Here is a 26,803-nt window from a genome sequence, read left to right on the forward strand (position 1 = left end):
CGTCTACCAAGAAAAAGGACTCTACCGTTCACCACTGCGTGTTCAAATCCTATTGTTCCGAGGTCATTACTTTACATTCGGCTTTTCGTTATAATTCTGGTTCACGATTGGCATCTTTGGAATAAACGTACATTAGCGGTTCTTTACGGCCAACCGCATAGGCTGCTTGTGGCACATAGGCACTCATGAAAATATAGTCCCCTTTTTCCACTGGATACCATTCATTGTCCAAATTGTACATCCCTTGGCCACTAATTAAATACGCACCATGCTCTTGGACATGCGTTTCAATATAGGCATGACTAGCGCCTGGTTCAAAAGATAAGATATGCATATTCATATCAAAGTCAAACTCTTTCGGCAATAAACTCCAAAGTAAAACGTCTGTCATTCCTTCATATTCTTCGGGTTGTTGGTCATGAATTGACCCAACCACTTTATAAGGTTGATGGCCCGCCAACGGCTGATAGCGTTTTTTATATAAGAAAACTTCTGTGTCCGCTTCCTGTGCGTTCGCTAAATACATTTTCATTTCAGGCGTAAAGTAGGCGTAGCCCCCGGCTTCAAGCTCATGGGTTTCTTGACCATCTGAAACGCGCAAACGACCGTCAATGACATAAACCAACGTTTGAATCCCGTCGCCACCAAAACCAGTTGTTTGTTGACCATTTTTATGAAACGTAGCAATGTAATCCACAAATGTCGCACCTAATTTAGGTGATCCCAAAATGGAAATATCGACATTTTCAAAACCAGGTACTGCATTTTGCACCAAACCATCATGGGGAATAATGGCGTAATTGTCTTTTTTTATCACAGCTCTTGATGTTAACAATTCTTTTTGGTAACCAACTCGATTATTTTTATAACCCATCACAATTCTTCCTTTTCTATCTTATTTATACGCTAATTCATATAAGGTATCTGCTAAAAGCTTGACGCCTTCAACCAAATCTGGAAATGCCGTTGCTTCTGCTGGATTATGACTAATCCCACCAATACTTGGCACAAATATCATCGCTGTCGGGTAATGGGGCGCAATAATTTGCGAATCATGCCCAGCACCACTATGCATCATACGATACTGATACTTGCCTTCTTTGGCTTTTTGTTCAATAACTTCTACAATTGCTTGATTCATCGGTACAGGGGCTTCATCCATCCAGCGGTCAATTGCAATCGTCAAGCCTAATTCTTGAGCAATTGTCTTCATCCGTTCTTCTAATTCACCTGTAAAATGTCGTAAAAAAGCAGCGTCGGTATGACGGCAGTCAATTGTAAATTCCACTTCTCCAGGCACCACGTTGACTGTATTGGGTTTCGGAATGACTTTGCCGAATGTTAAAACTAACGGATCCCCAATTTCGTTCGCACGATCAATGGCTTCTGCACAAATTTTAGCAAAGCCATATACCGCATCATGACGGTAACTCATTGGCGTAGTGCCTGCATGATTGGCTTGCCCTTTTAAGGTAACCGTGTAGCGACGTTGCCCTACAATACTATGAACAACACCGACTTGGAGCTTTTCGTTCTCTAAAATATTGCCTTGTTCAATATGAATTTCGACAAATGCTTCAATGTCCTCACGTCTTGTTTGCTCCTGCCGAAAATCAAAGCCTTGGCGATGCATCTCATCAACAAACTTTTTGCCTTCGTTGTCAGAGATGTCGACTACTTCTTCACGTTTGGCTTCACCAACGACATTTTTGCTTCCCCAGAAAACCGTTGGAAAACGACTCCCTTCTTCTTCAGCCATGGAAAGCACTTCTAGAGAACGCCGTGGTTTCCCATATTTGTCTAATAAATATTGAACAGCCGTCATGGAAGCAATAACACCATATTGACCATCTAAGGTCCCACCATTAACTACTGTGTCGATATGTGACCCAGTTAAAATCGTTTCCTGAGGAAATTCCGTTCCTGCCACTCGACAAAACAGATTCCCGACTTCGTCAAATTGCGTTTCCAGTCCAAACGCCTCAGTTTGGCTTTGCACATACTTTTGTGCTGCCAACCACGAATCTGTATAAAGTAAGCGTGTCATCCCTCCTGCAGGATCACTCCCAATTGCTGACAACTCTTCGATTCTTTGTTTTAAAACTTTTTCCAAGTCCATCACAAAACCTCCTGACTGATTACACTCTGATTGTAAACGTTTCCCTAGCTATCTTCATTGTACTTATCAAACAAAATTAAGCCTTTTTTTGTGCAAAACAGCCAACGAACATCCTCTAACTCGTGGACAGAGGCGCTAATTCAATCACGCTTCTGTCCCTTTCCATTTCTAAAATAGGTGTTTAATTTTTGATAAATACGCCGTTAAATGCCTCAGTTACTCCAGTTTCTTGTGCGTAAATTGTTTCGCCTCTTAAAATTGTTTGAATCACTTGGGCCCCAATTTCACGACCAATGTAAGGACTAATTTTATTTCGGTATTCTAAATCTTCTGCTTTTAAGATATACGGCGCATTAGGTTTAATTAGTACAAAATCGGCATCCTTACCAATGCTGATGCGGCCCTTTTGTGCTAAGTGATAACGGTCAGCTGGGTTTGCTGCAATCATATCCGCGAATTGTTTCAAGGATAAACCACGTTTTTGGACGGCTTCATCGAATAACACATCGACGTTATTTTGAACACCAGAAATGCCGCCCCAAGCTTCAAAAGCATTGGTTGTATCTTTTAAGTCTGGCGTACAAGGAGAATGGTCAGAGGTTACAAACGCGATGCCGCCTGTTTGCACGTGGTTCCATAAGGCGGCTTGTTGATCCGCGTCACGAATCGGCGGCGAACATTTGACAACTGGACCAATGGCATCAAGTTCATCCGTAGTAAAATATAAATAATGCGTACATGTTTCACAAGTCACATCTACCCCTTCTGCTTGGGCTTTCAAAACTTCTTCCACGCCTTCTTGACAAGCCACATGACAAATATGAATCCGACAACCTGTTTCTTTGGCAAATAAAATGGCTTTTTGAATCGCTTCAACTTCGGTAAACACAGGACGTGTAGCTACATATGCCGCTAAAGTCGTTTCACCATTTTGATAAGCTAACGCGCCTAATTTATCCGTAATAGGTGCATTTTCTGCATGGATTGCTAGCACTTTGCCAGTCTTGGCGACTTGTTTCATTCCTTCATATAGTGAATAATCGTCGACATTTTGAAAGTCTCCTTCAATTGAACGATCGCCACACGTTCCTAAAAAGCATTTATAGCCGGAAACGCCTCCTTCATCAAGTTCCTGAATCCCACCAGCCAAATTGGTCGGGACAACGCCGCCAAATGACCCTACATCTACTTTTAGTTTATTTTCTCCTGCCTTGTATTTGATCTCAAGAGAGGTCTTATCCACAGTTGCTGGAATCTGATTTAAAGGCATTTCCATAAAGGTCGTCACGCCCCCTTTGGCACAAGCGGCCGTTCCTGTGACATACCCTTCCCATTCATCGCGGTAACCACCACCAGGATCGGTAATATGAACATGAGCATCCACCATCCCAGGACTAACGACTAAACCCGTCGCATCAATCACACGTTCTCCTGACAAGTCTTGCCCAATCGCTACGATTTTTCCTCCTTGAACGGCGACATCCGTAATGACTTCTCCAGTTTCTAAAATAACTAACCCGTTTTTAATCACTAACTCTGCTTGCATTTATTTTCCCTCCTGATAAGCTGTTTCTTTCACTTTTTTTGAATCCCAAGTCCATTTTTTTAACACTAAGTACAGCACAAAACCTGTGGCAAAGCCCACAAACCACGAAATATCAGCAATGATTTTAACCTGTGGAATAAATTGACCACTTAAGGAAAGAACCAACGCCAGAATAGTAGCGACATACGCCGGCTTGTTTAATCCGTAAAAAGGATTGGCTTCCTCTTTTTTGCGTTTATCTACATATAAAGCATTTAAATCTATTTGTTGCTTTTGAACAAAATAATAATTCGCAATCATCACGCCAGCGACTGGTCCTAAAACAGCCCCAATTGCGTTCAGAAAAATAAAAATACTATCGGCGTTTTCCATCAGTTTCCAAGGCATAATGAGAAAGCTAATAACACTGGCAATCATGACGCCTTTTTTATACGTCATTTTTTTAGGAAATAGCGCCGCCAATTGATAACCTGCCGGAATGATGTTCCCTGTTGCATTCGTTGAAATAGTCGTTAATAAGAAAACCGACATGGCTAAGACCACCACCGCCACATTATCTAAACGATCAATAATGTTTAAAATATTCCATTCTTGAATCCCAAAATACAGCGAACCACCTAACAGAATAACCACACTGGAAAAAGCGAAAATCCCATAACCAACAACTAAACCTGCTGTTTGCCCCACAACCTGAGCACGTGTCGAGCGCGCATTCTTAGTAAAATCCGCCACACTCGCACCAGGCGCTGACCAAACGGCCACAACCGAGTTAAAAATAATCAGATACGCCACCAGTGGATTGACTGAACGAATCGCACCAGAAACTTGATAGGACAAAATTGGTGTTAAACCGCCCCCAGCTCGAATGGCCCAAATCGTTAATCCAATAATAACGACATAAATCAACGGACTTAAAATGGCGGTAAACCGGTTCAAAATTTTGCTACCACCGAAACCTATTGCCACATTTAAGAGCCAGAAAAGAGTAAACGCCATTAATTCAGGTAGCCTGAGACCAAAAAACTGGAATGATCCACCAATTTCTAAAAAGTTCGGCCAAAATTTCCCGAGAATAATTAATAAAGCCAGCGATCCTGTAAATGTTTGCAGACCAAACCAAGCAATCGCGGCCACACAACCTCTTAAGAACCCTGGCAGTTTTGCCCCGAGACTGCCGTAAGTAGACTGTAAGTGCATCGCAAAAGGAATGCCATATTTAGAGCCAGCCACGCCATTCAAATTCATGAAAGTTGCTACAATGAATGAGCTTAACACAACTGCCAGCATAACTTGCAGCGGCGATAATCCTAAGAAAATAAAGCCGCCCACTGCTGCATAATTCGGGATATTATGAATCGAACCCATCCATAATGTAAAAAAATTGCGCGCGCCCATCGTCCGTTGTTTCGGGCTACTTGGCAACAAATCCTCATTGTAGCCACGTGCTTTCAGCGCTGTTTCTTCTTGAGCTGTTACTTGAGACACATTTTTCTCCACGACAAACTCTCCTTTTTATTAAAATTTTTTTCTATTAAAACACCCTGCCTTCTCTTTTTTGTCACTTTTGCACAAACATGCGTACTACTCTCATCACACGAATTGTAAGCGCTTTTTATAACAAGAATCATTAGTTACCCCAACTAAATAACAAACGATTCTTTGTTCACTTTGAACGAAAAAATAGCAACCTTTTTTATATCGCCCTCTCACTCTAAAAAATAAGAAACAAATCTTTTTATTCACATATTATGTACAACTTCTCTTTTTCAATGCTAAAATACGCTTATTATTAAAAATGACATAAATAAATTATACAGTTAAATGAAACCCAACACAACATTTTTTAATCAAACACACACAAAACAGATAAACTGAAGTGGATTTTCAGGAAGAGACCCATCCTGAAAAAAGACACTGACAAAAGAGTTTTCTCACAAGATCGACAACTTTTCACAGATTCAAAATCTTCTTTTTCAATTTTTACGTTTTTAAAAATAACATTTTGAAAATAAAAAAATGCTTAATTTTAGTCAAAAAAATAAACAAAGATTTCTGATTTTATCAGAAATCTTTGTTTCTAAATTTTCTTGCTACAATTCCTTTAACAAAATAAAATCCGTCTGTTCATCGTCTCCCATAAAAAATGAATGTTGACTATAATAGCGGTAGCCAATCGTTTTATAAAATGCCCGCGCCGCATCATTGTGTTCCCAGACACCTAGCCACAGTGCGTTTTTACCAAATTCACGAGCTTTTTCTTCCGCCAGTTCTAACAATTGTGTTCCCAGCTTCTTTCCTTTAAATGCAGGTAAAATATACAATCGCTCAACCTCGAGCTTTTCTGACCCCATCGGTTCCGTTTGTGCCGTCTCACGATTTAATTTCATGTAGCCAGCTAATTGATTATCGACAAAGATAAAATAAAAGTCAGAGTGGGGATTAGCCAATTCCTTTTGTAATTTTTCTAAATTGTAAGCTTCTACTAAATAGGCTTGCATATTTTCTGGGGTATTATATGGTCCGAAAGTATCTGTATAAGTTTCAATGCTGATTTCTTGTAACGCTGGTGCATCTTCTATTGTTAATTGTTTTATTTCTCCCATCAATCAGTCGTCCTTTCCTTAATAATTTCGAGTGTTCCCTTTTTTGACAAATTCCCAATCTTCGCTGACATTTTTACGCATCCGGACTAAGTACTCTGCCAATTGTGAAATTTCCACTTCTGACAAGCCTTGCAAAGCAACTTGATTCGAGTGTTGATTTTCGCGCACAATGATTGGATAAACGTTTTTCCCTTTTTCTGTGGCATAAATCCGCTTAATTTTTTTGTTGATTGCATCTTCTTGACGATAAATAAAGCCTTGTTCTTCCAAACGCTTAATCGCCCGCGCCGCTGTGGTTCGATCAACTTTAATCAGTTCGGCGATCTTTTCTTGGATAATTCCAGGATTTTCACAGACCCTGACCAAATAAAGATATTGTCCTCGTGTTAAAGATAATTCCTTAAATTCAATATTACTGATTGAATCTAAGGCCCGCGCAATCATGCCAATTTCTCTTAAAATATCTGTCACTAGGACACTTCCTTTCGCTAATATTTTATGATTGTCATTACTTTAACTTATTTTTGTTGCAAATGCAACAAAAATAAGTATAAAAACTACAGATTTAAACAATTTGAGCATTCGTGAAAATAAAATAATTATTTCTTTTGTTATATTAACAAGTAAGATAAAATTAGTTATAGCGTCTATAGGAGGAATAGTATGAAAAAATTATTTTGTGTTATTTTAGTTATTTTTTTAACAGGTTGTAGTTCTCAAAAAGCGAATGAACCTAAAAAACAAGAAAATTCTACCAATCATACAACATCAATGAAAAGCAGTGCTAATCATTACAGTTCTGGCACAGAAACAAGCTCTAATAATAAACTAAAAGAAACTTCAGAAAGTGCCAGTACCACTCAAGCTTCGGCAAAGTCTAAAAATGAAGTATCCACAAATGTCGAAGAAGCAAATTCTTTAGAAGCAACACCTTATGCTGTCGATCTTAGTAGTTTAAACAATCCACTCGTATTTAATTTTAAAGGAATGAATGTGCCAACTTCAATTACGTTAGAGAACTTAAATTCAACACCAACTGCTACCTTCCGAACTAAATTGTTTGGGGCTGAAAATGGTCAAGTGAAAGAAGCCATTAATAAATATGAGCTATCTATAAATACAATTCCTACAAAAGAGATTAGAATATTTTCAGCGGCCGATAACAGTATTCGCACCGTTAAAGTAAATACAGAATTAATTTTAGGAACTAATATTTCTTCAAACGATGAACAAAATAGATCGGGCACTTTATACTTATTCAACAATAAAAATGGTTCGATATCTTTAATTACTCCTAACTACGCAGGCAATGTTACGGATGATCAAAAAGACGTTATGCTAGAAGCAATTCAATAAATAACAAAAAAAATAATAAAGAGAAAACTTCATACTGAGAAGTTTTCTCTTTATTATTTTTTAGGAACTCCTCTAGAAACTCGTTTTAGTCCCCACTTATTTTTCTTATTTCTTCACCCATTAAGCATGCAATAGAAAATAGAACATTTCATTTGAAAATGAATTATTGTTCTGCAACATGCACCGTTTGTAAAAATTCTGCGACTGAGAAATGGTATTCTTTCTCTTGATTTCCTTGAATGGTTCGAATCATTTTTTCAACTTCTGGTTGCAGAGCGGCAAATTGAACTTGTTGTCCACGACCTTCTGCTGCAAGACAAAATTCTTCTAAAATATCTAACGCCGTACTATCAATGCTAGGAACTCCTCGCATTGAAAATACTACACCACTTTTTGTTTCCAATTGCAGTAACGTTTGTTTCAATCGTTCAGAAGACATGAAAAATAACGGGCCACTCAAATAAACCACCACCCAATTTTCCGTACAATCGGTCGGTACTAGCCCCATTCTTGACCAATCAACTTCCTCGACATTAATCGTAATCACGGCACTTTTCGCAATGAAAAACAGGCAACCAGCTAAGACCCCTAAAACAATCGCTAAACTCAAGTCAAAAATAACGGTCGCTACCATCGTTAAAAAGAATAAACATAAGGCTGTGTGGAAACGTTTCTGGAAGAATTCTTTAATCACCGACCATTCATTCATTCGCCACGCTGTCACCACTAAAACACCAGCTAACGCAGGCATGGGAATTTTAGACATGACTGGCGATAAAAGCAACATCGATAACAATAAAAAGACTGCATGAAAAATACCCGCTAAACGTGTTTGTGCACCAGATTTAATCACTACGCTTGTGCGGGCAATCGCTGCTGTCGCAGGAACGCCACCGAAAAATGGCAAAATTAAGTTACCAATTCCTTGTGCCACTAGTTCCTGATTACTGTCTAATGGTTTCCCTGTCATGCGACCAGCCGAAGCGCCACAAAGCAAACTTTCAATCATACCTAACATAGCAATGCTAATTGAAGGCACCAAAATATCCTGAAACGCACTTAATTGAAGCGAACCAAGTTCTAAACGTGTATCACTAAAAATACTTGTCGGAATTTTCCCTACAGTGGCCACTGGCAGTTGAAAAACCACTGTTGCTAACGTAGCTAAAATAATCATCACCAATGAAGCTGGTATCATCGCATTCCACTTTTTCGGAAAGAATACTAATCCAAGCACCACTAAAATCGACATCACCGTCGTTGGTATACTTAAATCAAAGCCCAATGAACGATAACTGCTGATTTTCTCAATTAAATTGTGGCCTTCTGAACGAACCCCAAAGAAATTATCAAGCTGCCCCAACGCAATAATAATAGCAATTCCTGAAGTAAACCCGGTAATGACCGGTGACGGAATAAAAGAAGTCAAGCTCCCTAAACGCAAAATCCCTGCCAAAAGCAAGAAAATCCCCGCCAAAAAGGTGGCCAACAAAATCCCTTGCATGCCATGCACTGCCGCAATTGACATTAAAATAGCTGCCATCGCACCTGTTGGTCCTGAAATTTGATAAAATCCACCCGAAAGGCTCCCAATCACAATTCCAGCGATAATCGCCGTGATCATGCCAGCTGCTGCAGTGGCGCCGCTAGAGACCCCAAACGCTAACGCTAATGGCAACGCGACGGCTGCGACAGTCAAACCTGCCAAGAAATCTTTTTTCAATTTTTTTTGATTATACCCTTTAAATTCATCCCTTATCATTTGTGTGTACTTTTTAAACATTCGCATCCTCTTTTCATGAAATTTCCATTCTAAAGATATCATATTTTCGGAAAGATAATAAGGTGTTTTGTGAAGGAAATCGCTAAAAAATTTTTTTCACCTCATTTAGACAAAATTGTCTAATATTTTAGGAATTTAGCCACCGCTGTTTCCTAGAGTATGATATGCTTAACTAGTAAACAGGCTTCACAAACTTACATTAATTGGGGGAAACTATTATGTGTACAGGCATCAAGATTATTTCCAAAACAAATGATATTTTTTATGGACGTACGATGGATTTTACGTTTGACTTTTTTGGCAACGAAGATCCAATTGCACCAAAAATCCCTACTCTAATTGCTCAATTTCCAAAAGGTACAGTTCTAAACAGCCAACTAAATCCTTGGACGGCAAAATATGCCTTTATGGGACTAGCAATGTCAGGCACAGATCAACCAGCGAACGATGGTAAAACCGTCAGCCTTGCTATCACAGATGGTATCAACGAAGCCGGCTTATCTGGTGATATTCAATATTTAATGGAATCTTCAACAGCACCTGCTGAAAGTTTAGCAGATCGTGGTTTAACACCTCATATTGCAGAAGAAGTACTTGCTTATATTTTGAGTAATTTTGAAAGCGTTGACGAAGTAAAAGTAGCTTTTGAAAAAATCGGCCTGTTAGATCAAAAATTCCAACTTGATTCATTGGGGGAAGTTCATTTTACCTTACACTGGACCATTAATGATAAAAATAATAATAGTATCGTTTTGCAACCAACAGATAACGGAGCGTTCGTCATTTATGATTCGATTGGCGTAGTCACAAACAGCCCAGAATACAATTATCATTTAACCAATGCACGAAACTATATCGGAATGCGCAACTACGCTATTAAAGAACCTTACACTTTAAAATCAGGCGCAACACTTGACCCAATTGAAGGCGGGACTTCTTACGGACTACTAGGAATCCCAGGAGACTTCACTTCGCCGTCACGCTTCATTCGTGCGTTATACTATTCTGACAATCTCCAAGAATTTGATAGCTCTGAAGGGATTATGCAACTCTATCGCGCCTTCCAAACAGTGATGATTCCTCGGGGGATTGGCCATTTAGGTCAAAGTAATTCTCTGTCTGATTTCACACATTATTGGTCAGGATATGATGTGACTAATCTAACCATGTATGTCCAACCAGAAAGTACTACCTCATTTACAAAATACACTTTGGATCCAGCTTTAACAGAAGTTACTACTTTTGCTGTTTCTAACGAGCTACTACTAACAGATTTAAATCAATAAAAACACAAACAACGTCTCTGACCAGGTAATTGGTCAGAGACGTTGTTTCGTTCATGCGTTTAGTTGTTCAGTTATTTTATCATACCACTCCGGAAAATAGAGCTTACAACTCTGCACCATTGGACTCAATGATCTTTTGATACCAATAAAAAGAGGCTTTCTTTTTTCGAGCCAGCGTCCCCTGACCTTCATCATCTAAATCTACATAAATCAAACCATACCTTTTACCAATTTCTCCAGTTGAAGCACTAATTGAGTCGATGGCACTCCAGACGGTAAAACCAATTACTGGCACACCATCTAAGACAATCGCTTGTTTCACTGCCAGCAAATGTTGTTGTAAATAATCAATGCGATAATCATCATAAATTTCACCATTTTCTGAACAATGATCAACTGCTCCTAAGCCATTTTCAACAATCATAATTTCTTTCTCATATCGTTGATACAAACGATTTAAACTAATCCGCAGTCCCAGTGGATCCACTTGCCAGCCCCATTCAGATTGCTCTAAAAATGGATTTTTCCCTCCTGTTGCCATATTTCCTGCTGCTGTTTCTGGTGCAGTAGTCCAACTCATATAATAACTTATACTAACAAAGTCCACCACACCTTCTCGTAAGTCTTGTTCATCTTCTTCTGTAATAACTAGTTGGACACCCAGTTGCTCCAACATTTTTTTAGCCCACGGAGAATAATATCCTCGAATCTGAATATCACCAAAATAATAGGTTTCCTCATCATCCATCATTGCTTGAAAAACAGATTCAGGGTGACAATTGTGCGGATAAGTCGGGCCATACATAAGCATTGTTGCAAAACGATAGTTACTTGAATATTTCCGACCTAATTGAACCGCTTTTGCACTTGCTACTAACTGATGATGCGCCATTTGGAAAATTTCTTGATAATTTTCCGTATGAATCCCAGTAGAAAAATAAGGCATATACGTAATAACATTAATCTCATTAAACGGAATCCAATAGCGGACACGATCACTGAATCGTTGAAATAGCGCTTCACAAAAGCGTAAATAGAACGTAATGACTTGGCGATTTTTCCACGAACCATATTTTGTCACTAAATTTTCTGGTAAATCAAAATGTGAAATCGTTATAATTGGTTCGATTCGATGACGCTCTAGCTCGTCCAAAATTTTTTCATAAAATAATAAACCTGCTTCATTAGGCCGTTCCTCTTCTCCAGTTGGAAAAATGCGTGACCATTGGATTGAAAATCGAAGACTTTTAAATCCCATATCAGCGAACAGTTGGATATCTTTTTGATAACTTTCATAAAAGCCAATCGCTCGATGAGAAGGATAGTATTGATTTACATCCACTTGTTGAGTTATTTGACGTTTCTCCCCTTTTTTACAACGCAAAGCTAAATCTAAATTACTCAAGCCTTTTCCGTCACGGTTATAGGCGCCTTCTACTTGAGTAGCAGAAATTGCACCACCCCACAAAAAATCATTTGGCATACTGCTCAATTGTTTTTTTTCACTGCTACTCATTTTCTTGTTCTCCTGTCGCTAAGGTCTGCTCTTCTTTCACTGCTCGTTCATCAGCCATACGGAAAAACGGATAATATAACAACGTCAGAGCAATTACCACAGCAATCATTGCCAACCCAAAGCGAATGCCGCCATAGAAAGTTTCTGCAACAACTGGTGGTGTCACCCAAGGTAATTCAACCGTTGGATTATAGTAATTTAAGAAACCAACTTTATAGAATAAATGTAACACCAAACCACCGACAGCTGTTGAACTTACCAACGGAATAAAGAAAATAGGGTTCAGCATAATCGGAACACCGAAAATCAATGGCTCATTAATATTGAAAATACTTGGTACAACACCTAATTTACCAAGGGATTTGTATCGTTCTGATTTTGCTCTTAACATACAAAAGGCTAAACCAATCGTATTCCCAGTTCCGCCAACCATAATAATACTAGAGAAAAACATAATTTCTGGATAAGGCAACGCTTGACCAGCAATAAATGCATTAATATTAGCTAGAAAGACTGGCGCCATCACAGCAAAGAAAATATTAATAATTGGACTTGGATGAATACCAAAAAACCATAATAGATTTGCTAGTGTAAAGACTACAATAACCGTCATTGGTGATTGACCTAATGATGCAATTGGTTTACTCACTAGCTCGGTTAAAAAGCTCATCGCATCCCCCGAACCAGTATATGTGAAAATAGCTTTGACTAATAAAGCTACCACAAAAATTATCATGGCTACAAAGGTTGGACTTAACGAATCTGTCACCATCGTAGGAACGGAATCAGGTAATTTAATTCGTAAAAATTCTTTTTTCATTAAATAACTATATAACATAGTTACACCTAAACCGACTAGAATAGCTACAAAAATCCCGTCAGTCCCAATTGATGCTGTTTTAATGACAACTGTTTCTTCTCCACCTAATTTAACGGCAAACTGTGGTACCAAGATCAAGAAAAATGCCAAAGATAAAATAACACTAGTGATGGGATTTTGTTTTTCCATCTTCGCAGTTTCATACGCAATAGTACAAACAATGTAAACAGCGTACAAGCCACTGGTCATAGCAATGACTTCTTGAATGATTGGAGCTAACCCAATGGATGTTAAAAATTCTTGCCAAATTGGAATAGGAAAATTCCCTACAATTGCGATAAAAGCAACCCCTAAAGAAACGGGTAAAACAGCCATCATCCCATTAGTTAGTGCTTGAATGACCTTACTTTTTTGCATTCTTTCAGCGATTGGACCAATAAACTTTTCTAAAAAACGTTGAAACTTATCAAACATACAATTCTCTCCTCTTTCAAATTTACGTTGAGTATACACCTTAAAGTTACTTCAAGGTAAAGCGGTTTTATAAACTAATTTTGTGTTATACTAAAATTGAGGTGAATGCTGATGAACCAAGACCATCTTTACTCGCTAGAAACGATTGCTTCCTTGTTGAAACTTCCTAAGTCCACATTGCGCTATTGGGAAAAAGAACGGTTGATTCATTCTGTTCGAGGCGATACAAATGATTATCGACAATACACAACAGAACAGCTGATTGCTATCTGTGAAATCAAGTTTTATCGCGACTTAAATTTTTCCATTAAAGAAATTAAAAACTTATATACCAACCCATTATCAGATACCCAGAAATTACTAGAAAATGCACGTCAAGATTTAGAAGAACGCATTACACAGTTAAAACAAATTCACAGAAACTTAATCACTTATCAACAAAAATATGAAGAAGTCAGCCAACTACAAGAGGAAGTCTTGAAAGAAGAAATACCGCCGTTTAAAACTCTTTACTATTTCCACCCTGCAAAAGCAGAAAATCTTTTGCTTTACTTGAATGATCCAAGTATTTTAGGCTTTGTTTTATCACCAGATGAACAAACTATTGAACATTTTTCAACGACTAATAAAGACAGCGCCGCTTTCCCTTTAGTCTTACACTGGGAATTCGATGCTTCTAAAAGCTACTATAGTCAACTGATTCGTATAGAAGAAAGTAGCAATCAGTTGCAGCCACAACAAATTCAGAAAAATCTAATTTACTTAAAAGAACAAGGCTATCAAGTCCATCAACTATTGGGCCGCTATCTGCTTTCAAAAAAACATCAAGATTACTATCAACTATGGTTTGAGTGTTCTAATTAGAAAAACGTCAAATCGGCTTAATCCCCTAAGTCGATTTGACGTTTTTCTAGTTACTCTTAATAATTTTATTTTTCAATAGCCATTGTAAAAATAACACAAGGACTACAACTGGCCAAAGCGTGATTGGGAAAAAGAGCCCCACAAAAATGCCTGGTACAAGAATCGTCCCTAAAATCTGGGTTGTTAAACTCGTAGCAAAAATTGCGACAACAAAAAGCGAGTCAATTGTTGGGAAAAATTGTGCGACCGCAAACCCGATTAAAATAGCTGAAAAAACGACGGGAAAAATATCGCCACCTATCCAACCTGTCTGTAAACAAACTTGTAAAAATACTAGTTTCATTATCGCAGCGACCACCAAGATATACCAGGCTTGTTGACTACCAAAACTAGGAACTAAATGCATAAAAGATTGTCCTGAAAATAGTAATCTTGGCATTAAAATAACAAAGAGAAAAATACAAGCTGCGCCTAAACTTACCAGTATGCTTTGCTTTTCTTCAAAAGGTTGGCATAGTTTAGCCAGAGCAGCTTGCAACCATTGATAGGCGTTACCAATCACAAAAGCAGTTAATAAAGCGGGTAAAATCAGCCATAACGAAGCCATTTCAACTTTTCCAGTTCCTAACTTCGTAATAAACGATGGGTGTCCCACCAATTTCATTAAAAAGGTAAACACCACCAACCCGTTCACAATAAATAACCCGTTCATCACTTGTTTCAGTTTCTTTTTATCTACAGGAGCGAGCATCGTATCGTAGCGCTGAACAAACTGTTGCGGATGCAGCAAGCGCTGAATTTTTGTCCTAAATGCTTGCTGTTCTTGCTCGTCATAATGAAAATAAAGGTACCTTAACTTATCAGATTGCCAGACTGACAACGAAATAATTGCTCCCAACAATGCGGCTTCAGGACCGACACCAGCCCCGAAAATTAAAATTACCAAGGCGGCCAATAAATTTCTAAACACTCCTGAATAATCGACCGATTGTTTCGCCTTCAATTCTGTCAGCGCCTCGTGCGCCGTTTGTGGTACTTGTCCGAAGCGTTTCTTCAGATAACTTAATACCAACGCTCCTAGCACACACAAGATAAAATAATAGAGGATTGGCCATTTCATTTGCGCTGGCAACACCTCCCAGAGCAGAGTCGTTAGCTCTCCTTCAATGATTAAAAACGCTCCTGAAATTCCCGCGATGATACTACTTAAAAATAACCCACTGACGATAATTGTCCACATTTTTCTGTTACGCATACTTCCTCCAAATGATAGTTGTTTCTTTATAGTAGCAGATAGTTAGTGGTTTGTGTTTGAAGATTTTGGGAAGGATTTATTTTTTTGAAAAAAATTGAGGTTATGAAAAGATTCCATTTTTTATTGATTAAATTATCCTTCTTGTATAATCGTTTCTTTTAGCTATATATATTCCATTAAATTAAAAACCGCCACTTATATTGCTTCTTAAGTTCCCACAAACAACGCCACTTCCAGCGCCAACAAGTCCACTTCCTTATCAAAATCCAACAGCACTAGCTGTTCAATTTTCTCCAATCGTTGTAACAAAGTATTACGATGAATAAAGAGCTTTTTGGCTGTTTGAGACAAGTTTCGTTTTGATTGAAAATAGACATTCAGTGTATGGACAAAGTCGGTATGTTGCTGTTGATCACTTTTCTGCAATGGTTGAAGATATTTGTTTCTGAGGGTTGCTTGTCCTTCTTCTAAAAAATAACATTGTAGTGTCTGTCTAAAATGAAAATTCGCGTAGGAAGCAATCCTCATTTCAGGTTTTTCCGCAATGAATTGACGTTGAAAGGCTAAAACGTCAATCGCTTGTTGATACGATTCATGAATCTGGGTCAGACCTTGAATCTTAGGTCCTATTGTTAGGAAAAGTTCCACATCTTCTTGTACTTTCATTAACTGATTTATGCTACTTTGCGCTAGGCGTTGCATCATTTTCAGATAATCGCCTTCTTTTTCAGGTGGATCGTCAACTAATAAAATAAAGGAACTATCAATTTCAATACAAACAATTTTTTGTTTATCCCCTAAGATAACTTGGTTTAGCTGGTTACCTAAAATAGACATTCTTTCTTGCCTTTGGCGTTCATTTAAGGTTAATGAAATTAGCAAAATCGCATAGGGCTTATCTATTGCCAAGCGATAATATTGTTGAAATTGTTGGAAGACAGCTTGGTCCCTCTTTTCATGCGCAATCAGCTTAAAAAATAATTCGTTTCGTTGTTGGTATTCTTCAAATTTCCGTGAGTATTCCAATTGCAATTGTAAAAGTAAGTAATGAGCTGTGATTTTAAAATGAGCCACGTCGACTGGTCGTAATGGAGCCAAGGTGTTCCAGACGAGTAAATAATATAAAATAACATTTTTCTTTTTAATTGGATAAATTTCAATTGGCACCACTTGGTTCTGGAGTTTCAACTGTAAATGAATCGGTTCTTGATAAAAGCGTAATGATGGATGACTTTGTTCAAGTAATTGTTTTTGGAACTCTGAGGTTTCTTTTCTATCTTCTAAAATGCTAGAAATACGAATTGGATTTTTAGGCAAGTCAAAAAAATTAACTCCTTCAAAGTGGTCATTCAATAACAAGACAGGATTTTGAATGGTTTCTGCTAGATCCTGCAGCAAATGAAAACTGCTACTTCCCGTTTCTAAGATTTGATAAATTTTATTATGCAATGCGGTTTCTTGCGCATTCATGTCAAATTGTTCTAACGTGACACGACTTTTCAACACGTCAGCAATTTGCGAAAAGGTGTAATTGTAAGGAATTGCTAAAATAGGAACGTTCATTTCATCTGCTAATTTGATTAGGTCTGGTGGAACTTCTTCAAAATAACGTTGGGTTTTAAATCCTAAGGCAGCACAATGGTGTTTAGCTAGTTCTTTCAAAAAATTTTTCTGTAATTTCCGATCATCTTTAAATATGTACCCTGTCGTTAACAGCAGCTCACCTGCTGTTAGCCAATCTAAAATATCAGGATTTTCTAAAATATTGACTTTTAAAATCGGTTGGTCCTGATTTTTATGTCCTGCCACTAAGGTAATGCCAGGTAATTCTTCTAACGTTAATAAATCACTCACTTTTAACATCATTTATCCTCCCAATGTACAAATTGTCCATTCAAACTTGTAAATCAATGTCATTTTTAGCAATTGTTTAGCGTGCTGGATTCTTTTATTATGAAATTGTGAAAGCGCTATTAAAAAGGAGGTCGTTGGAATGACAAAAATTTTAGCTTATGACCAAACGATTTTATCGAAACTCCCTCATCAAACATTGACTAGTTTGCAATGTTTTACGCACGCTATTAATTATGGTCATGTAGACACCCAAGAAATTCTCTTGACCATTTCAACGCATCCCGAACATATAGCACCTAACACGATTATACTCGATGAAAAAAAACTTAGCCATTTCGCTGATTTACCTGTCCAAATTGAGCCCCTGTTTATCCGGTTAGGCCGACGACAATTAACCCTAGCCGATGCCCAAATTTGGCAACCAACGCCACTTTATTTAACACCCAGTAAAATAAAGATAGCTATTTTTTTAACGTATATTCAGCAAACTCGTTTCAATCCTTGGCAAACGCTTTTTCCTGCTTCGTCGTCAACCTTTCTTTTTGATTCTTATAGTCGGACCCAGATTCAAAAAGAAATGGTTCATTTTCAACAAGCTTGGGAGCAAAAATCTTTTAAAATAGCTCTTGATTGTTTAACGAAGATTTTGGGATTGGGGATTGGTTTAACTCCCACTGGCGATGATTTTATCACAGGATTACTTGCTAGTTTTTCTGCATTACAGCAACTTCCCTCGAATTTCCAACAGCTGGCTGTGCTAGCTAAGGAACGAACGAATGCGGTCAGTTATGCGGAAATCCATGAAGCAGTGAACGAACAGTTTTCTCAGCTAGTTCAGCGTGTTTTTTTATCAATTGAAAGTGGAAATACAAACGAAATGGCTCAAGCGGTTTCAGCTTTAGAGGAGGTGGGCTCAACTTCAGGAAGCGACATACTTTGCGGCATTATTTTTGGTTTAAAACTATTTTGTGAGGAGAATAATCATGACAATTCAAACAGTAATTAAAGAGAACGCCTATTTTGATTCAGTTACTTTAATGACCATTTCAACACGAGCCAATGAACTGGCTGGAGTTAAAACCGCAATGATTGGGATGGGAACCGACATGAATCTTGAAGTGATTCGGAATGTTGGTTTATATACACCCGCCTTGGATCATGTTACAACAGGTGATTTATTAATTGTTTTAGATCTTGATGACCAAGCGAACTCAGAAGAAATTTTACAGCAAGTCGACGAGTTATTTACGAAGAAAAAGAAAACCGCTTCTTCTGAAGTAACCTATAAGACGTTAGATTCAGCCCTTCATGAAGAGCCTGATGCCAACTTAGTTGTAATTTCTGTCAATGGAAAATTTGCTGCACGGGAAGCGCATAAAGCTTTAGATCAGCAAAAACACGTCATGCTCTTTAGTGATAACGTGACGGTTGACGAGGAATTAGCGTTAAAACAAAAAGCACACGAAAAAGAACTGTTTGTGATGGGTCCTGATTGTGGAACAGCGATTATTAATGGCGTTGGGTTATGTTTTGCTAACGAGGTACGTTCAGGAGATATTGGAATTGTCGGCGCTTCTGGTACAGGTAGCCAAGAAGTTAGTGTCCAAATCCATAAATATGGTTATGGGATTTCACAATTAATTGGTACTGGTGGCCGTGATTTGTCTGCTGAAATTGGTGGGCTGATGATGCTTGACGGGCTGGATGCTTTAATGGCTGACGAACAAACTAAGACAATTTTGCTTATTTCTAAACCGCCTGCTCCAGAAGTAACAGAGAAAATTTTAAAAAAATTAGCTGTTTCAACTAAACCAGTTGTTATTTATTTTATCGGCAGTGAACAAACGGAACGAAAAATAGACAACGTCACTTTTGCTACTTCTTCTCTGGATGCAGTTCAAAAAGTGATTCAATTTAGTCAAACACAGGAAGCGGAAACCAGCCTCTATCAAAATCCGACAGGCGCAACGTTAACAGCCATCCAACAGCAACAAGCCCCTTCTCAAAAATTTGTTCGTGGGTTGTTCTGTGGTGGCACTCTTTGTGATGAACTTTTATATGCTTTAACAGAAGTCTCTGATGATGTTTATAGTAATATTCATAAAATTCCTGAACGACAATTAGCAAATCCTGACCACAGCCAAGCACATACATTGATTGATTTCGGTGATGATCGTTTCACAGAAGGCCGCCCACATCCAATGATCGATCCGACTTCTCGGATTACTCGCATTCTTCAAGAAGCCAAAGATCCTGAAGTGGCGGTTTTAGCGTTAGATTTTGAATTAGGTTATGGTTCTCACGAAAATCCCGTTGGCGTGTTAGCGGAGGCGTTAAAGGAAGCCAAAGCAATAGCGAAAGCAGATGGTCGTGAGTTAGCCATTATTGGCTATGTTTTAGGGACCGAAGAAGATCCACAAGATATTCATGAACAGCGGAAAATTTTAGAAGATTTAGAGGTTCTCGTTGTCGACAGCAGTCATCAACTTTGCGAAGCCACCAAAACTTTTGTAAAAGGAGCGAACGAACATGAGCAGAAATGATCTTTTTAAACAGCCTTTAGATACGATCAATGTAGGCATTGACTTTATTCATGAAGATATGAAAAAACAAGGGATTCCTTCACATCAAGTAAATTGGGCACCGCCAGCCAATGGTGACCCAGAGCTATTGAAATTATTGGATCAATTAAAAAATCCAACGCTTTATGAAAAAATCCAACAAGCCAACGAAGAAGCGGTTACCCGCATTATTCAATCAAAACCTATTTTAGTGGGATTTGATAAAGCAATTAATGTCATGCCCAATATGACTGAAACGACCATTTTACATGCTGGTCCACCCATTACTTATGAAAATATGTGCGGACCGATGAAAGGTGCCGTTCAAGGAGCGCTTGTTTTTGAAGGATTAGCAAAAGATCTAGCTGATGCCGATCGGGTTGCTCGTTCTGGCGCGATTACGTTTTCTCCTTGTCATGAACATGATGCCGTTGGTTCTATGGCTGGCGTGACTTCTCCGAATATGTACGTTCATATTATCAAAAATGAAACGTACGGCAACACAGCTTTTACTAATTTAAGTGAACAATTGGCGAAAGTTTTACGATTTGGTGCAAATGATCAATCCGTCGTGGATCGCCTGATTTGGATGCGCGATGTTTTAGGTCCATTACTTCATGATGCCATGACTTTTTGTCCAGAAGGCATTGATTTACGCTTAATGCTTTCGCAAGCCTTGCATATGGGCGATGAGTGTCATAATCGCAATGTAGCTGGAAGTACGTTGTTAGTCCAAGCATTAACACCTTACATGGTTCAAACTGATTTTTCTCGTGAACAATTAAAAGAAGTATTTGAATTTCTTGGCAGTTCTGACTATTTTTCTGGTCCAACTTGGATGGGCGCCGCTAAATGTGCGTTAGATGCTGGGCATAATGTGGAGAATAGTACAATTGTCACCACCATGTGTCGCAATGGGGTCGAATTTGGAATTCGTGTCAGTGGGATTGGTGGAAATCACTGGTTTACGGGGCCTGCCCAACGGGTGATTGGTCCGATGTTTGCTGGTTACACACAAGAAGATGCTGGTTTGGATATGGGCGATAGTGCTATTACAGAAACGTATGGTGTTGGCGGATTTGCCATGGCAGCTGCACCAGCAATTGTCCCATTAGTTGGCGGAACAGTGGCAGAAGCATTGAATTATTCAAAAGAAATGCTGGAAATTACTACGAAAGAAAATCCCAATGTCACGATTCCTGTTTTAGATTTTATGGGGATTCCTTCAGGCATCGATGTCTTAAAAGTCTTAGAAACAGGGATGCTGCCTGTCATTAATACTGCTATTGCTCATAAAGAACCGGGGATTGGTATGATTGGCGCTGGATTGACTAATCCGCCAGCGAATGTCTTTAACGAGGCACTAAAGGCTTTAGTAGTTACAATAAACTAATTTCAAAAACTTAGTAAAATGTCATTTTTTTGGAGCGATCATATGAAAAATAAATCGATCAATTACGAAGCCGTTTTAGCTCTTGTTGTAAAATTTTTTTTGGGAATGTTCCTGTATTGGATCATGAATGGCTTTCGGCATGTGTCTAACTTTTTCCCTTACAATGACGTAGTTACCAAAGTGAATCAGCAGGGATTTTACAAATTTATCTATTTTGTTATGAACTTCACGGAAGGGGAATTTTACGGTGGACTTTTTACAACGCTTTTCTTACTAATCGGCGGTCTGATTGCTTGGCAACTTTATCGAAAAAATTCAAAATGGCAGGGATTTGCAATTGCTGGTGGCTCTGGTGCTTGGCCTTGGGTACTTGCTTCTCAGCTACTTTCCCTCTTTTTAACTATTTATGTTTTTGATTTTACACGCTTTTTTACAAAAGAAGTGTTGTGGTTACCAACATTTATTGTGGTGGTCGGCACGCCGCCAGCTTTAACGCTCGTTTATGGTCCTGGCTGGAAAAAATTAGGAACGATTTCTCTGTTGAGTGCGCTTTTCACCTTTCCGTTTGCCAATTGGCTGAATGCGCAATTGATGCCCCTTTTAAATGTACCTGGGACAGTTTCCAACGTTACCACAATGGCTTTTGTTGGCTGGATTGTTTCAGCCATCTGTCATCAACTTCCTTGGATGGTTCCTTCTGTTGCACCAATCGCTCAGAAGCGGCAAAAACAACCTAAAATTGAAAATACGCAAACCTTTCAATGGTCAATACGACGCACTTTTGCTGACTTCTCCGAAGCTTGGTTTTATGGAAATGAGTTAGTTGGAGGTTTGGTAATTCTAGGCGTTTTAACAGATTGGTTTGTCAATATTAATCATATTACAAATGGTTCTGGCTTGGTTCCTGACATTTTAATGGGACAAATGATTGCTTCGGCTGTGGGTGTTTTTCTTTATCGAAAACATTTCGCTGAAGAAGGTTGGTATCCAACATTTATGCCACTGGTCAGTATTGTTCCTGGTGTGATTTTAATGATGGGTGGTGGCTTTTGGCTTTCCCTGACCATCGCCGTTTTAGCAGGAATCAGTGCGGCCCCTGTCGGTAGCTATATTGCTAAACGATTACCTCCGTTTGTTCCTGGTGCTGTCGGCTTTGTATCAGGAATGGCTGTTGTAACCATTTTATTGTCAGCCGTTTTGCATACATTTGATATTTTTGTATAGTGAATAAAAAGAAGCGAATGACGATTCGCTTCTTTTTTTAATTGACCAATCCCCTTTTTATCCGTATTCTTAAGCAAAAGGAGGTTTTGCCATGTACTCCATGTTAAAACGTGTGATAACGGAAAAAGATTTGCTTCGGCAAATTCGTTTGTTGGAACAGTTGTTAAATGTTCCTCAGCTGACAGCCAAGCGTTTAGCCACGCAAATCCAGACGACAGAGCGAACCGTTTTTTCGGATTTACAGTATATTCGCAGTCAATTACCCGCCGACTGGTCCATTGAAACCGATAGCAGTGGTATTCGGTTACGTAATCAGGGGAATGCGCAAACCAATGAGCTTTGGTCATTATTTTTACCTCAATCCATTAGTATTCAACTATTAAAAGAGCTACTATTTACGAAAGAGTTAGTAACAACTTCTTTTTTGAGCACTAGTGGTGTTTCTTATGAAACTTTGAAGCGACATATCAAAAAAATGAATCTGGCCTTACGTGATTTTCATTTAACGATTCAACTAACCACGACGACCATTCAGCTAATTGGGGCAGAAAGCAATATTCGGATTTTTTATCACCGTTTGTTGGTGCCTTTTACTCATAATAATTATTTTTTTGACGATTATTCTATTCATGAGGAGCATTATTTTCAATTTTTGAAACAAGTTTACAGTAGTGAGTTGATGGTGGAAACGGAAGAAATTTTTGGTGCTTGTTGGTTTTTCATTAACACGATTCGCAACAAAGCCAATTGCCGAGTGAGTCAATTTTCTTTTGACTCAAAAGATGTCTTGTTTCAACTTTATCAACCGTCCTTGGCAAAGCTTTATGCTTCTGAAGGCATCTATTTGCAAGGGGAAGAAAGTTTTTTTGCCTTCTTTTGTTTCTTAGAAAGCTGGAATTACGATAATGTCTATGGCGAAACGTTGGCTTCTGCGCTCCACACTCATTACAGTCAGCTGCGAAAGTCGTTACAACAGTTTGTCACTAATTTGTCCACTGAAGAAGCCCGGCCTGATTTAATCCAAACAAATTTATTGGATAATCTGTTATTGTTATTCATTAAATATACCGAGTCCCCAACACTTTCTGAGCAATTTCAATTGGAATATCAAGAATTAATGACCGAACAAGCCGCAGAAGACCTTGCGTTATCAAAGAGCAACCAAGAACTTTTGGAGATTTTATCTCGCTACACCACGATTGAAGAACCAACTTATTTTCTTAGTTTGGCTTCTTTGTTAGAAAAACAAGCCAGTTATTCTATTCAGGCGCAAACGATGACCGCCTATTTCCTCTTTCAAGGGGAACCTGCTTGGAAAGCTTTTTTGCAACAAGAATTAGCTGCTTATTTAGGTACTCGTGTGAAATTACAAGCTATTGAATATGTGGAACTAAGCCAGTTGACGTTAAATGAAGCCGACATAATTATTTCCAATTTCCCCTTGGATCATCTTGATCTTCCTGTCTTTTATCTCTCTTTAATTCCAACAAAAAATGAACTCCGCCGACTAGCAGAGCTCACTCTTCATTCTTATTTTTAAAGGAACTAGCGAGGACATTCGCTAGTTTTTTGGCTTTCTTTCGTCATGAATCGTTTGGTTATATATTTTTCCCCTTCAACAAGGAAAAACAGACTCACAACATGGACGAAAATCATTGCTAATTGAAGGCCATTTAAAGAAGTTGTGCCAATTAATTGCTGCGCTACTGGCCAGTAAACTACTAGCGCTTGTAGTAAAAAGAGGATTCCTAATGAAGCAAACAACACTTTATTTTGGAAAAATCCTGTGCTTAACGACGGATCAACCAACTTACGACAGTTGATCATATACGCTGCTTGCGCTAAGACGATACTTTGTAAGAGGAACGTTTGCTGTAAGGCTTGGCCCTCAAATTGTAACGCCATGAGGTAACCTGGTACCATAATGAGTACCGACACATAGATGATTCTAAAAATACTGTACTTTGTTAAAATGCCTTCGTTGACATCTCTTGGTGGTCGTTTCATGGTATCAGCACTCGCTTTTTCAAAACCTAATGCATAAGACAAAGTAATCGTAGTTACCATGTTTACCCATAATATCTGGACAGGTGTCAACGGTAGAGGATGATTCATTAAAAGCGCCCAGACAACAATTAAACCTTGTGCTAAAGAGGTTGGCAAGAAGAAGGTAATCGTCTTTTTCAAGTTATCAAAAATGCGGCGTCCTTCTTTCACGGCTTTAGCAATCGTATGGAAATTATCATCTGCCAAAACCATATCTGCGGCTTGTTTGGTTACTTCACTTCCTTTAATTCCCATGGCAATTCCGACATCGGCTTTCTTTAGTGCTGGCGCATCGTTCACGCCATCGCCGGTCATCCCGACAATTTCACCATTGTTTTGTAAAGCCGTGACAATTCGTAATTTATGTTCTGGCGTCGTTCGTGCAAATACATCGACTTTTTGAACGTGCTGAGCTAATTCTTCATCTGACATAGCATCAATTTCTAATCCTTCAAGGACTTTTTTCGTATGCTTTAAACCAACTTGCTCGCCAATGGCTTGCGCTGTATCTTTATGGTCTCCGGTAATCATTTTGACGGAAATACCTGCTTCTTGAGATTCTTTGACGGCTTGAATGGCACTTTCTTTTGGCGGATCGATGATGCCTGCCAGTCCAGCAAACGTCAATCCTGACAATGTTTCATGTGTCAGTTCCTGTTGTGACGTAACTGTCTTATAAGCGAAACCTAATACCCGTTGTCCTTTTTGCGCTAATTGCGCAGCTTGTGCTTGCCAAGCACCTTTTTGATTATCAGATAACGTAGAAAGTTGTAACAATACTTCTGGCGCACCTTTGACATAAATAATTGAACCTTCTGCTTGCGGATGGCGAGTGGCCATGTATTTATAACTTGAACTAAACGGAATTTTCTTTTCTACAGGGCGTAAAGACAGTTGATCCTGATCAACATATTGTAGTAAAGCTAACTCGGTAGGATTCCCTTGCAAGTCGGCGATTTTTTGTTGGTCTTGTAATTTCAATTCTTGACAGTTGGCCATAATCTCTTTGACAATGGCCATTTCTTCAGTCACTACATCCATTACCGTCATTTCATTTTTAGTTAGCGTTCCTGTTTTGTCTGAACAGATAACTGTCATTGAACCTAATGTTTCAACGGAAGGCATGCCTTTAATAATCGCATTTTCTCTAGCCATCTCATGAACACCCATCGATAAAATCATCGTTAACACAGCAGGTAAGCCTTCTGGAATCATTGCTACAATTAATGCAATCATCGCAGAAAATAAGAGGCTCCATTCCATGCCATGACGAAAAGTGGTAAAGAAAATCAGAAACAAGATCAAGACCATAATCCCTTGGAAAATTTGCTTGTTTAATTGGTGCATTTTCCGTACGAGCGGCGTTGTTTTTTGATCTACTGACTGCAACGCGTGATTAATTTTTCCAACTTCAGTGGAATCTCCTGTTTCTACTACAACACCTAAGGCCGAACCTGCTTGGACAAGTGTTCCTGAAAAAGCCAAATTCTTTTGATCGCCTGTTGGCAATTCTTCATTCAAGGAACCGGTAATTTTCTCCACGGCTTCTGATTCGCCTGTCAAAATTGATTCTTCAATCATCAGATTATGAACATCAAATAAGCGCAAATCTGCTGGAACTACATCGCCAGCTTGTAACGTGACTACATCTCCCAGAACCAATGTTTCAGAAGAAACGGTTGTTTTTTGTCCATCAATTAGAACGACTGCCTCTTGGCCCATCATCTGTTTCAGGCCGTCTAATGATTCTTCTGCTTTACGCTCTTGCCAATAACCGACAAAGCCATTGACAAGCACCACTAGAAAAATGATACTTCCTTCGACCACTTCGCCTGTGGCAAATTTTAGAATTGCGGCAGCGAGTAAGACTACCATTAGTAAATCTGTAAAATGTTTGGCTAGCTTTTGCCACGTTTTCAGTTGTTGTTTTTCTTCAATTTTATTTGGACCATTCGTTTGTAAACGTTGCTGACGTTCTTTGCTAGAAAGACCCGTTTGCTTCGTCTTAGTCTGCTCGATTACTTTTGTTGAGGAAAGTTGATACCATTTCATTTCGTGTACCTCCTATTTACTTGATACCTTTATTATAGAGAGGATTTTCTT

The 26,803-nt window shown here is 38.7% G+C and carries 20 protein-coding genes; 8 read left to right on the plus strand and 12 right to left on the minus strand.

The genetic code is table 11. The features are described 5' to 3' along the window. Positions 1-88 precede the first annotated feature (88 nt). The 6 genes from allE to sylA form a co-directional block, all read right to left on the minus strand. A complete protein-coding gene (gene allE, locus IGM09_RS11570) occupies positions 89-874 on the minus strand; it encodes a (S)-ureidoglycine aminohydrolase (protein WP_010713760.1) in 786 nt (261 codons plus the stop codon). Positions 875-895: 21 nt separating this feature from the next. Continuing rightward, complete coding sequence (gene allC, locus IGM09_RS11575; protein WP_010707067.1) at positions 896-2,119, minus strand: allantoate deiminase; 1,224 nt, start codon at positions 2,117-2,119, stop codon at positions 896-898. A 181-nt stretch (positions 2,120-2,300) separates the two neighbouring features. Beyond that, on the minus strand, positions 2,301-3,665 hold the full coding sequence (gene allB / locus IGM09_RS11580) for an allantoinase AllB (protein ID WP_002367359.1): 1,365 nt from the start codon (positions 3,663-3,665) through the stop codon (positions 2,301-2,303). Next, positions 3,666-5,162 carry an allantoin permease gene (gene allW, locus IGM09_RS11585; RefSeq protein WP_010707065.1) on the minus strand — a complete coding sequence of 499 codons (1,497 nt, stop codon included), beginning with the start codon at positions 5,160-5,162 and terminating at the stop codon, positions 3,666-3,668. A gap of 593 nt (positions 5,163-5,755) precedes the next feature. Continuing rightward, a complete protein-coding gene (locus IGM09_RS11590; RefSeq protein ID WP_033625166.1) occupies positions 5,756-6,268 on the minus strand; it encodes a GNAT family N-acetyltransferase in 513 nt (170 codons plus the stop codon). A gap of 18 nt (positions 6,269-6,286) precedes the next feature. Then, entirely contained in the window at positions 6,287-6,739 is a 453-nt protein-coding gene (gene sylA, locus IGM09_RS11595) for a transcriptional regulator SylA (RefSeq protein WP_010776144.1), read from the minus strand. Between the two features lie 192 nt (positions 6,740-6,931). Between sylA and IGM09_RS11600 the strand changes: the two genes are divergently transcribed. Further along, positions 6,932-7,624, plus strand: coding sequence for a hypothetical protein (locus tag IGM09_RS11600; RefSeq protein WP_016615580.1), 693 nt, complete (start codon positions 6,932-6,934; stop codon positions 7,622-7,624). Positions 7,625-7,787: 163 nt separating this feature from the next. Here IGM09_RS11600 and IGM09_RS11605 read toward each other — a convergent pair whose 3' ends face one another. Continuing rightward, positions 7,788-9,449, minus strand: a complete 1,662-nt coding sequence (locus IGM09_RS11605) for a SulP family inorganic anion transporter (protein WP_002396652.1) — start codon at positions 9,447-9,449, stop codon at positions 7,788-7,790. 176 nt (positions 9,450-9,625) lie between these two features. On the opposite strand from IGM09_RS11605, the gene IGM09_RS11610 reads away from it, so the two are divergent. Beyond that, complete coding sequence (locus tag IGM09_RS11610; RefSeq protein WP_002367364.1) at positions 9,626-10,693, plus strand: choloylglycine hydrolase family protein; 1,068 nt, start codon at positions 9,626-9,628, stop codon at positions 10,691-10,693. A gap of 103 nt (positions 10,694-10,796) precedes the next feature. Here IGM09_RS11610 and IGM09_RS11615 read toward each other — a convergent pair whose 3' ends face one another. Both IGM09_RS11615 and IGM09_RS11620 read right to left on the minus strand, forming a co-directional pair. Further along, complete coding sequence (locus IGM09_RS11615) at positions 10,797-12,209, minus strand: glycoside hydrolase family 1 protein (RefSeq protein ID WP_010713756.1); 1,413 nt, start codon at positions 12,207-12,209, stop codon at positions 10,797-10,799. Beyond that, complete coding sequence (locus tag IGM09_RS11620) at positions 12,202-13,503, minus strand: PTS sugar transporter subunit IIC (protein WP_033625167.1); 1,302 nt, start codon at positions 13,501-13,503, stop codon at positions 12,202-12,204. The genes IGM09_RS11615 and IGM09_RS11620 overlap by 8 nt, the downstream gene beginning before the upstream one ends. 111 nt (positions 13,504-13,614) lie before the next feature. Here IGM09_RS11620 and IGM09_RS11625 point away from each other — a divergent pair, with 111 nt between their 5' ends. Then, complete coding sequence (locus IGM09_RS11625) at positions 13,615-14,367, plus strand: MerR family transcriptional regulator (RefSeq protein WP_225592546.1); 753 nt, start codon at positions 13,615-13,617, stop codon at positions 14,365-14,367. Positions 14,368-14,413: 46 nt separating this feature from the next. Here the strand turns inward: IGM09_RS11625 and IGM09_RS11630 are convergent, their stop codons facing one another. After that, positions 14,414-15,622: a chloride channel protein gene (locus IGM09_RS11630; RefSeq protein ID WP_016618049.1), complete on the minus strand. Its 1,209-nt coding sequence runs from the start codon at positions 15,620-15,622 to the stop codon at positions 14,414-14,416. A gap of 207 nt (positions 15,623-15,829) precedes the next feature. Continuing rightward, positions 15,830-17,488 (minus strand): PucR family transcriptional regulator, encoded by a 1,659-nt coding sequence (locus tag IGM09_RS11635; protein WP_050588852.1) that lies wholly within the window; start codon positions 17,486-17,488, stop codon positions 15,830-15,832. Between the two features lie 127 nt (positions 17,489-17,615). Between IGM09_RS11635 and IGM09_RS11640 the strand changes: the two genes are divergently transcribed. The 5 genes from IGM09_RS11640 (at position 17,616) to IGM09_RS11660 (ending at position 24,194) form a co-directional block, all read left to right on the plus strand. Continuing rightward, positions 17,616-18,482, plus strand: a complete 867-nt coding sequence (locus IGM09_RS11640; RefSeq protein WP_033625170.1) for a DUF2877 domain-containing protein — start codon at positions 17,616-17,618, stop codon at positions 18,480-18,482. After that, entirely contained in the window at positions 18,460-20,019 is a 1,560-nt protein-coding gene (gene fdrA, locus IGM09_RS11645; RefSeq protein WP_033625171.1) for an acyl-CoA synthetase FdrA, read from the plus strand. Before IGM09_RS11640 ends, fdrA begins: the two co-directional genes overlap by 23 nt. After that, a complete protein-coding gene (locus IGM09_RS11650) occupies positions 20,006-21,430 on the plus strand; it encodes a DUF1116 domain-containing protein (RefSeq protein WP_033625172.1) in 1,425 nt (474 codons plus the stop codon). The genes fdrA and IGM09_RS11650 overlap by 14 nt, the downstream gene beginning before the upstream one ends. 42 nt (positions 21,431-21,472) lie before the next feature. Next, a complete protein-coding gene (locus IGM09_RS11655; protein ID WP_010776151.1) occupies positions 21,473-22,654 on the plus strand; it encodes a hypothetical protein in 1,182 nt (393 codons plus the stop codon). A gap of 100 nt (positions 22,655-22,754) precedes the next feature. Then, on the plus strand, positions 22,755-24,194 hold the full coding sequence (locus tag IGM09_RS11660; RefSeq protein ID WP_162782971.1) for a helix-turn-helix domain-containing protein: 1,440 nt from the start codon (positions 22,755-22,757) through the stop codon (positions 24,192-24,194). 5 nt (positions 24,195-24,199) lie between these two features. Here IGM09_RS11660 and IGM09_RS11665 read toward each other — a convergent pair whose 3' ends face one another. Beyond that, a complete protein-coding gene (locus tag IGM09_RS11665) occupies positions 24,200-26,752 on the minus strand; it encodes a cation-transporting P-type ATPase (RefSeq protein WP_033625174.1) in 2,553 nt (850 codons plus the stop codon). Between the last annotated feature and the right edge of the window lie 51 nt (positions 26,753-26,803).

The sequence above is a fragment of the Enterococcus sp. DIV0167 genome (assembly GCF_050541555.1).
In the GTDB taxonomy this organism is placed as follows: Bacteria; Bacillota; Bacilli; order Lactobacillales; family Enterococcaceae; genus Enterococcus; species Enterococcus faecalis.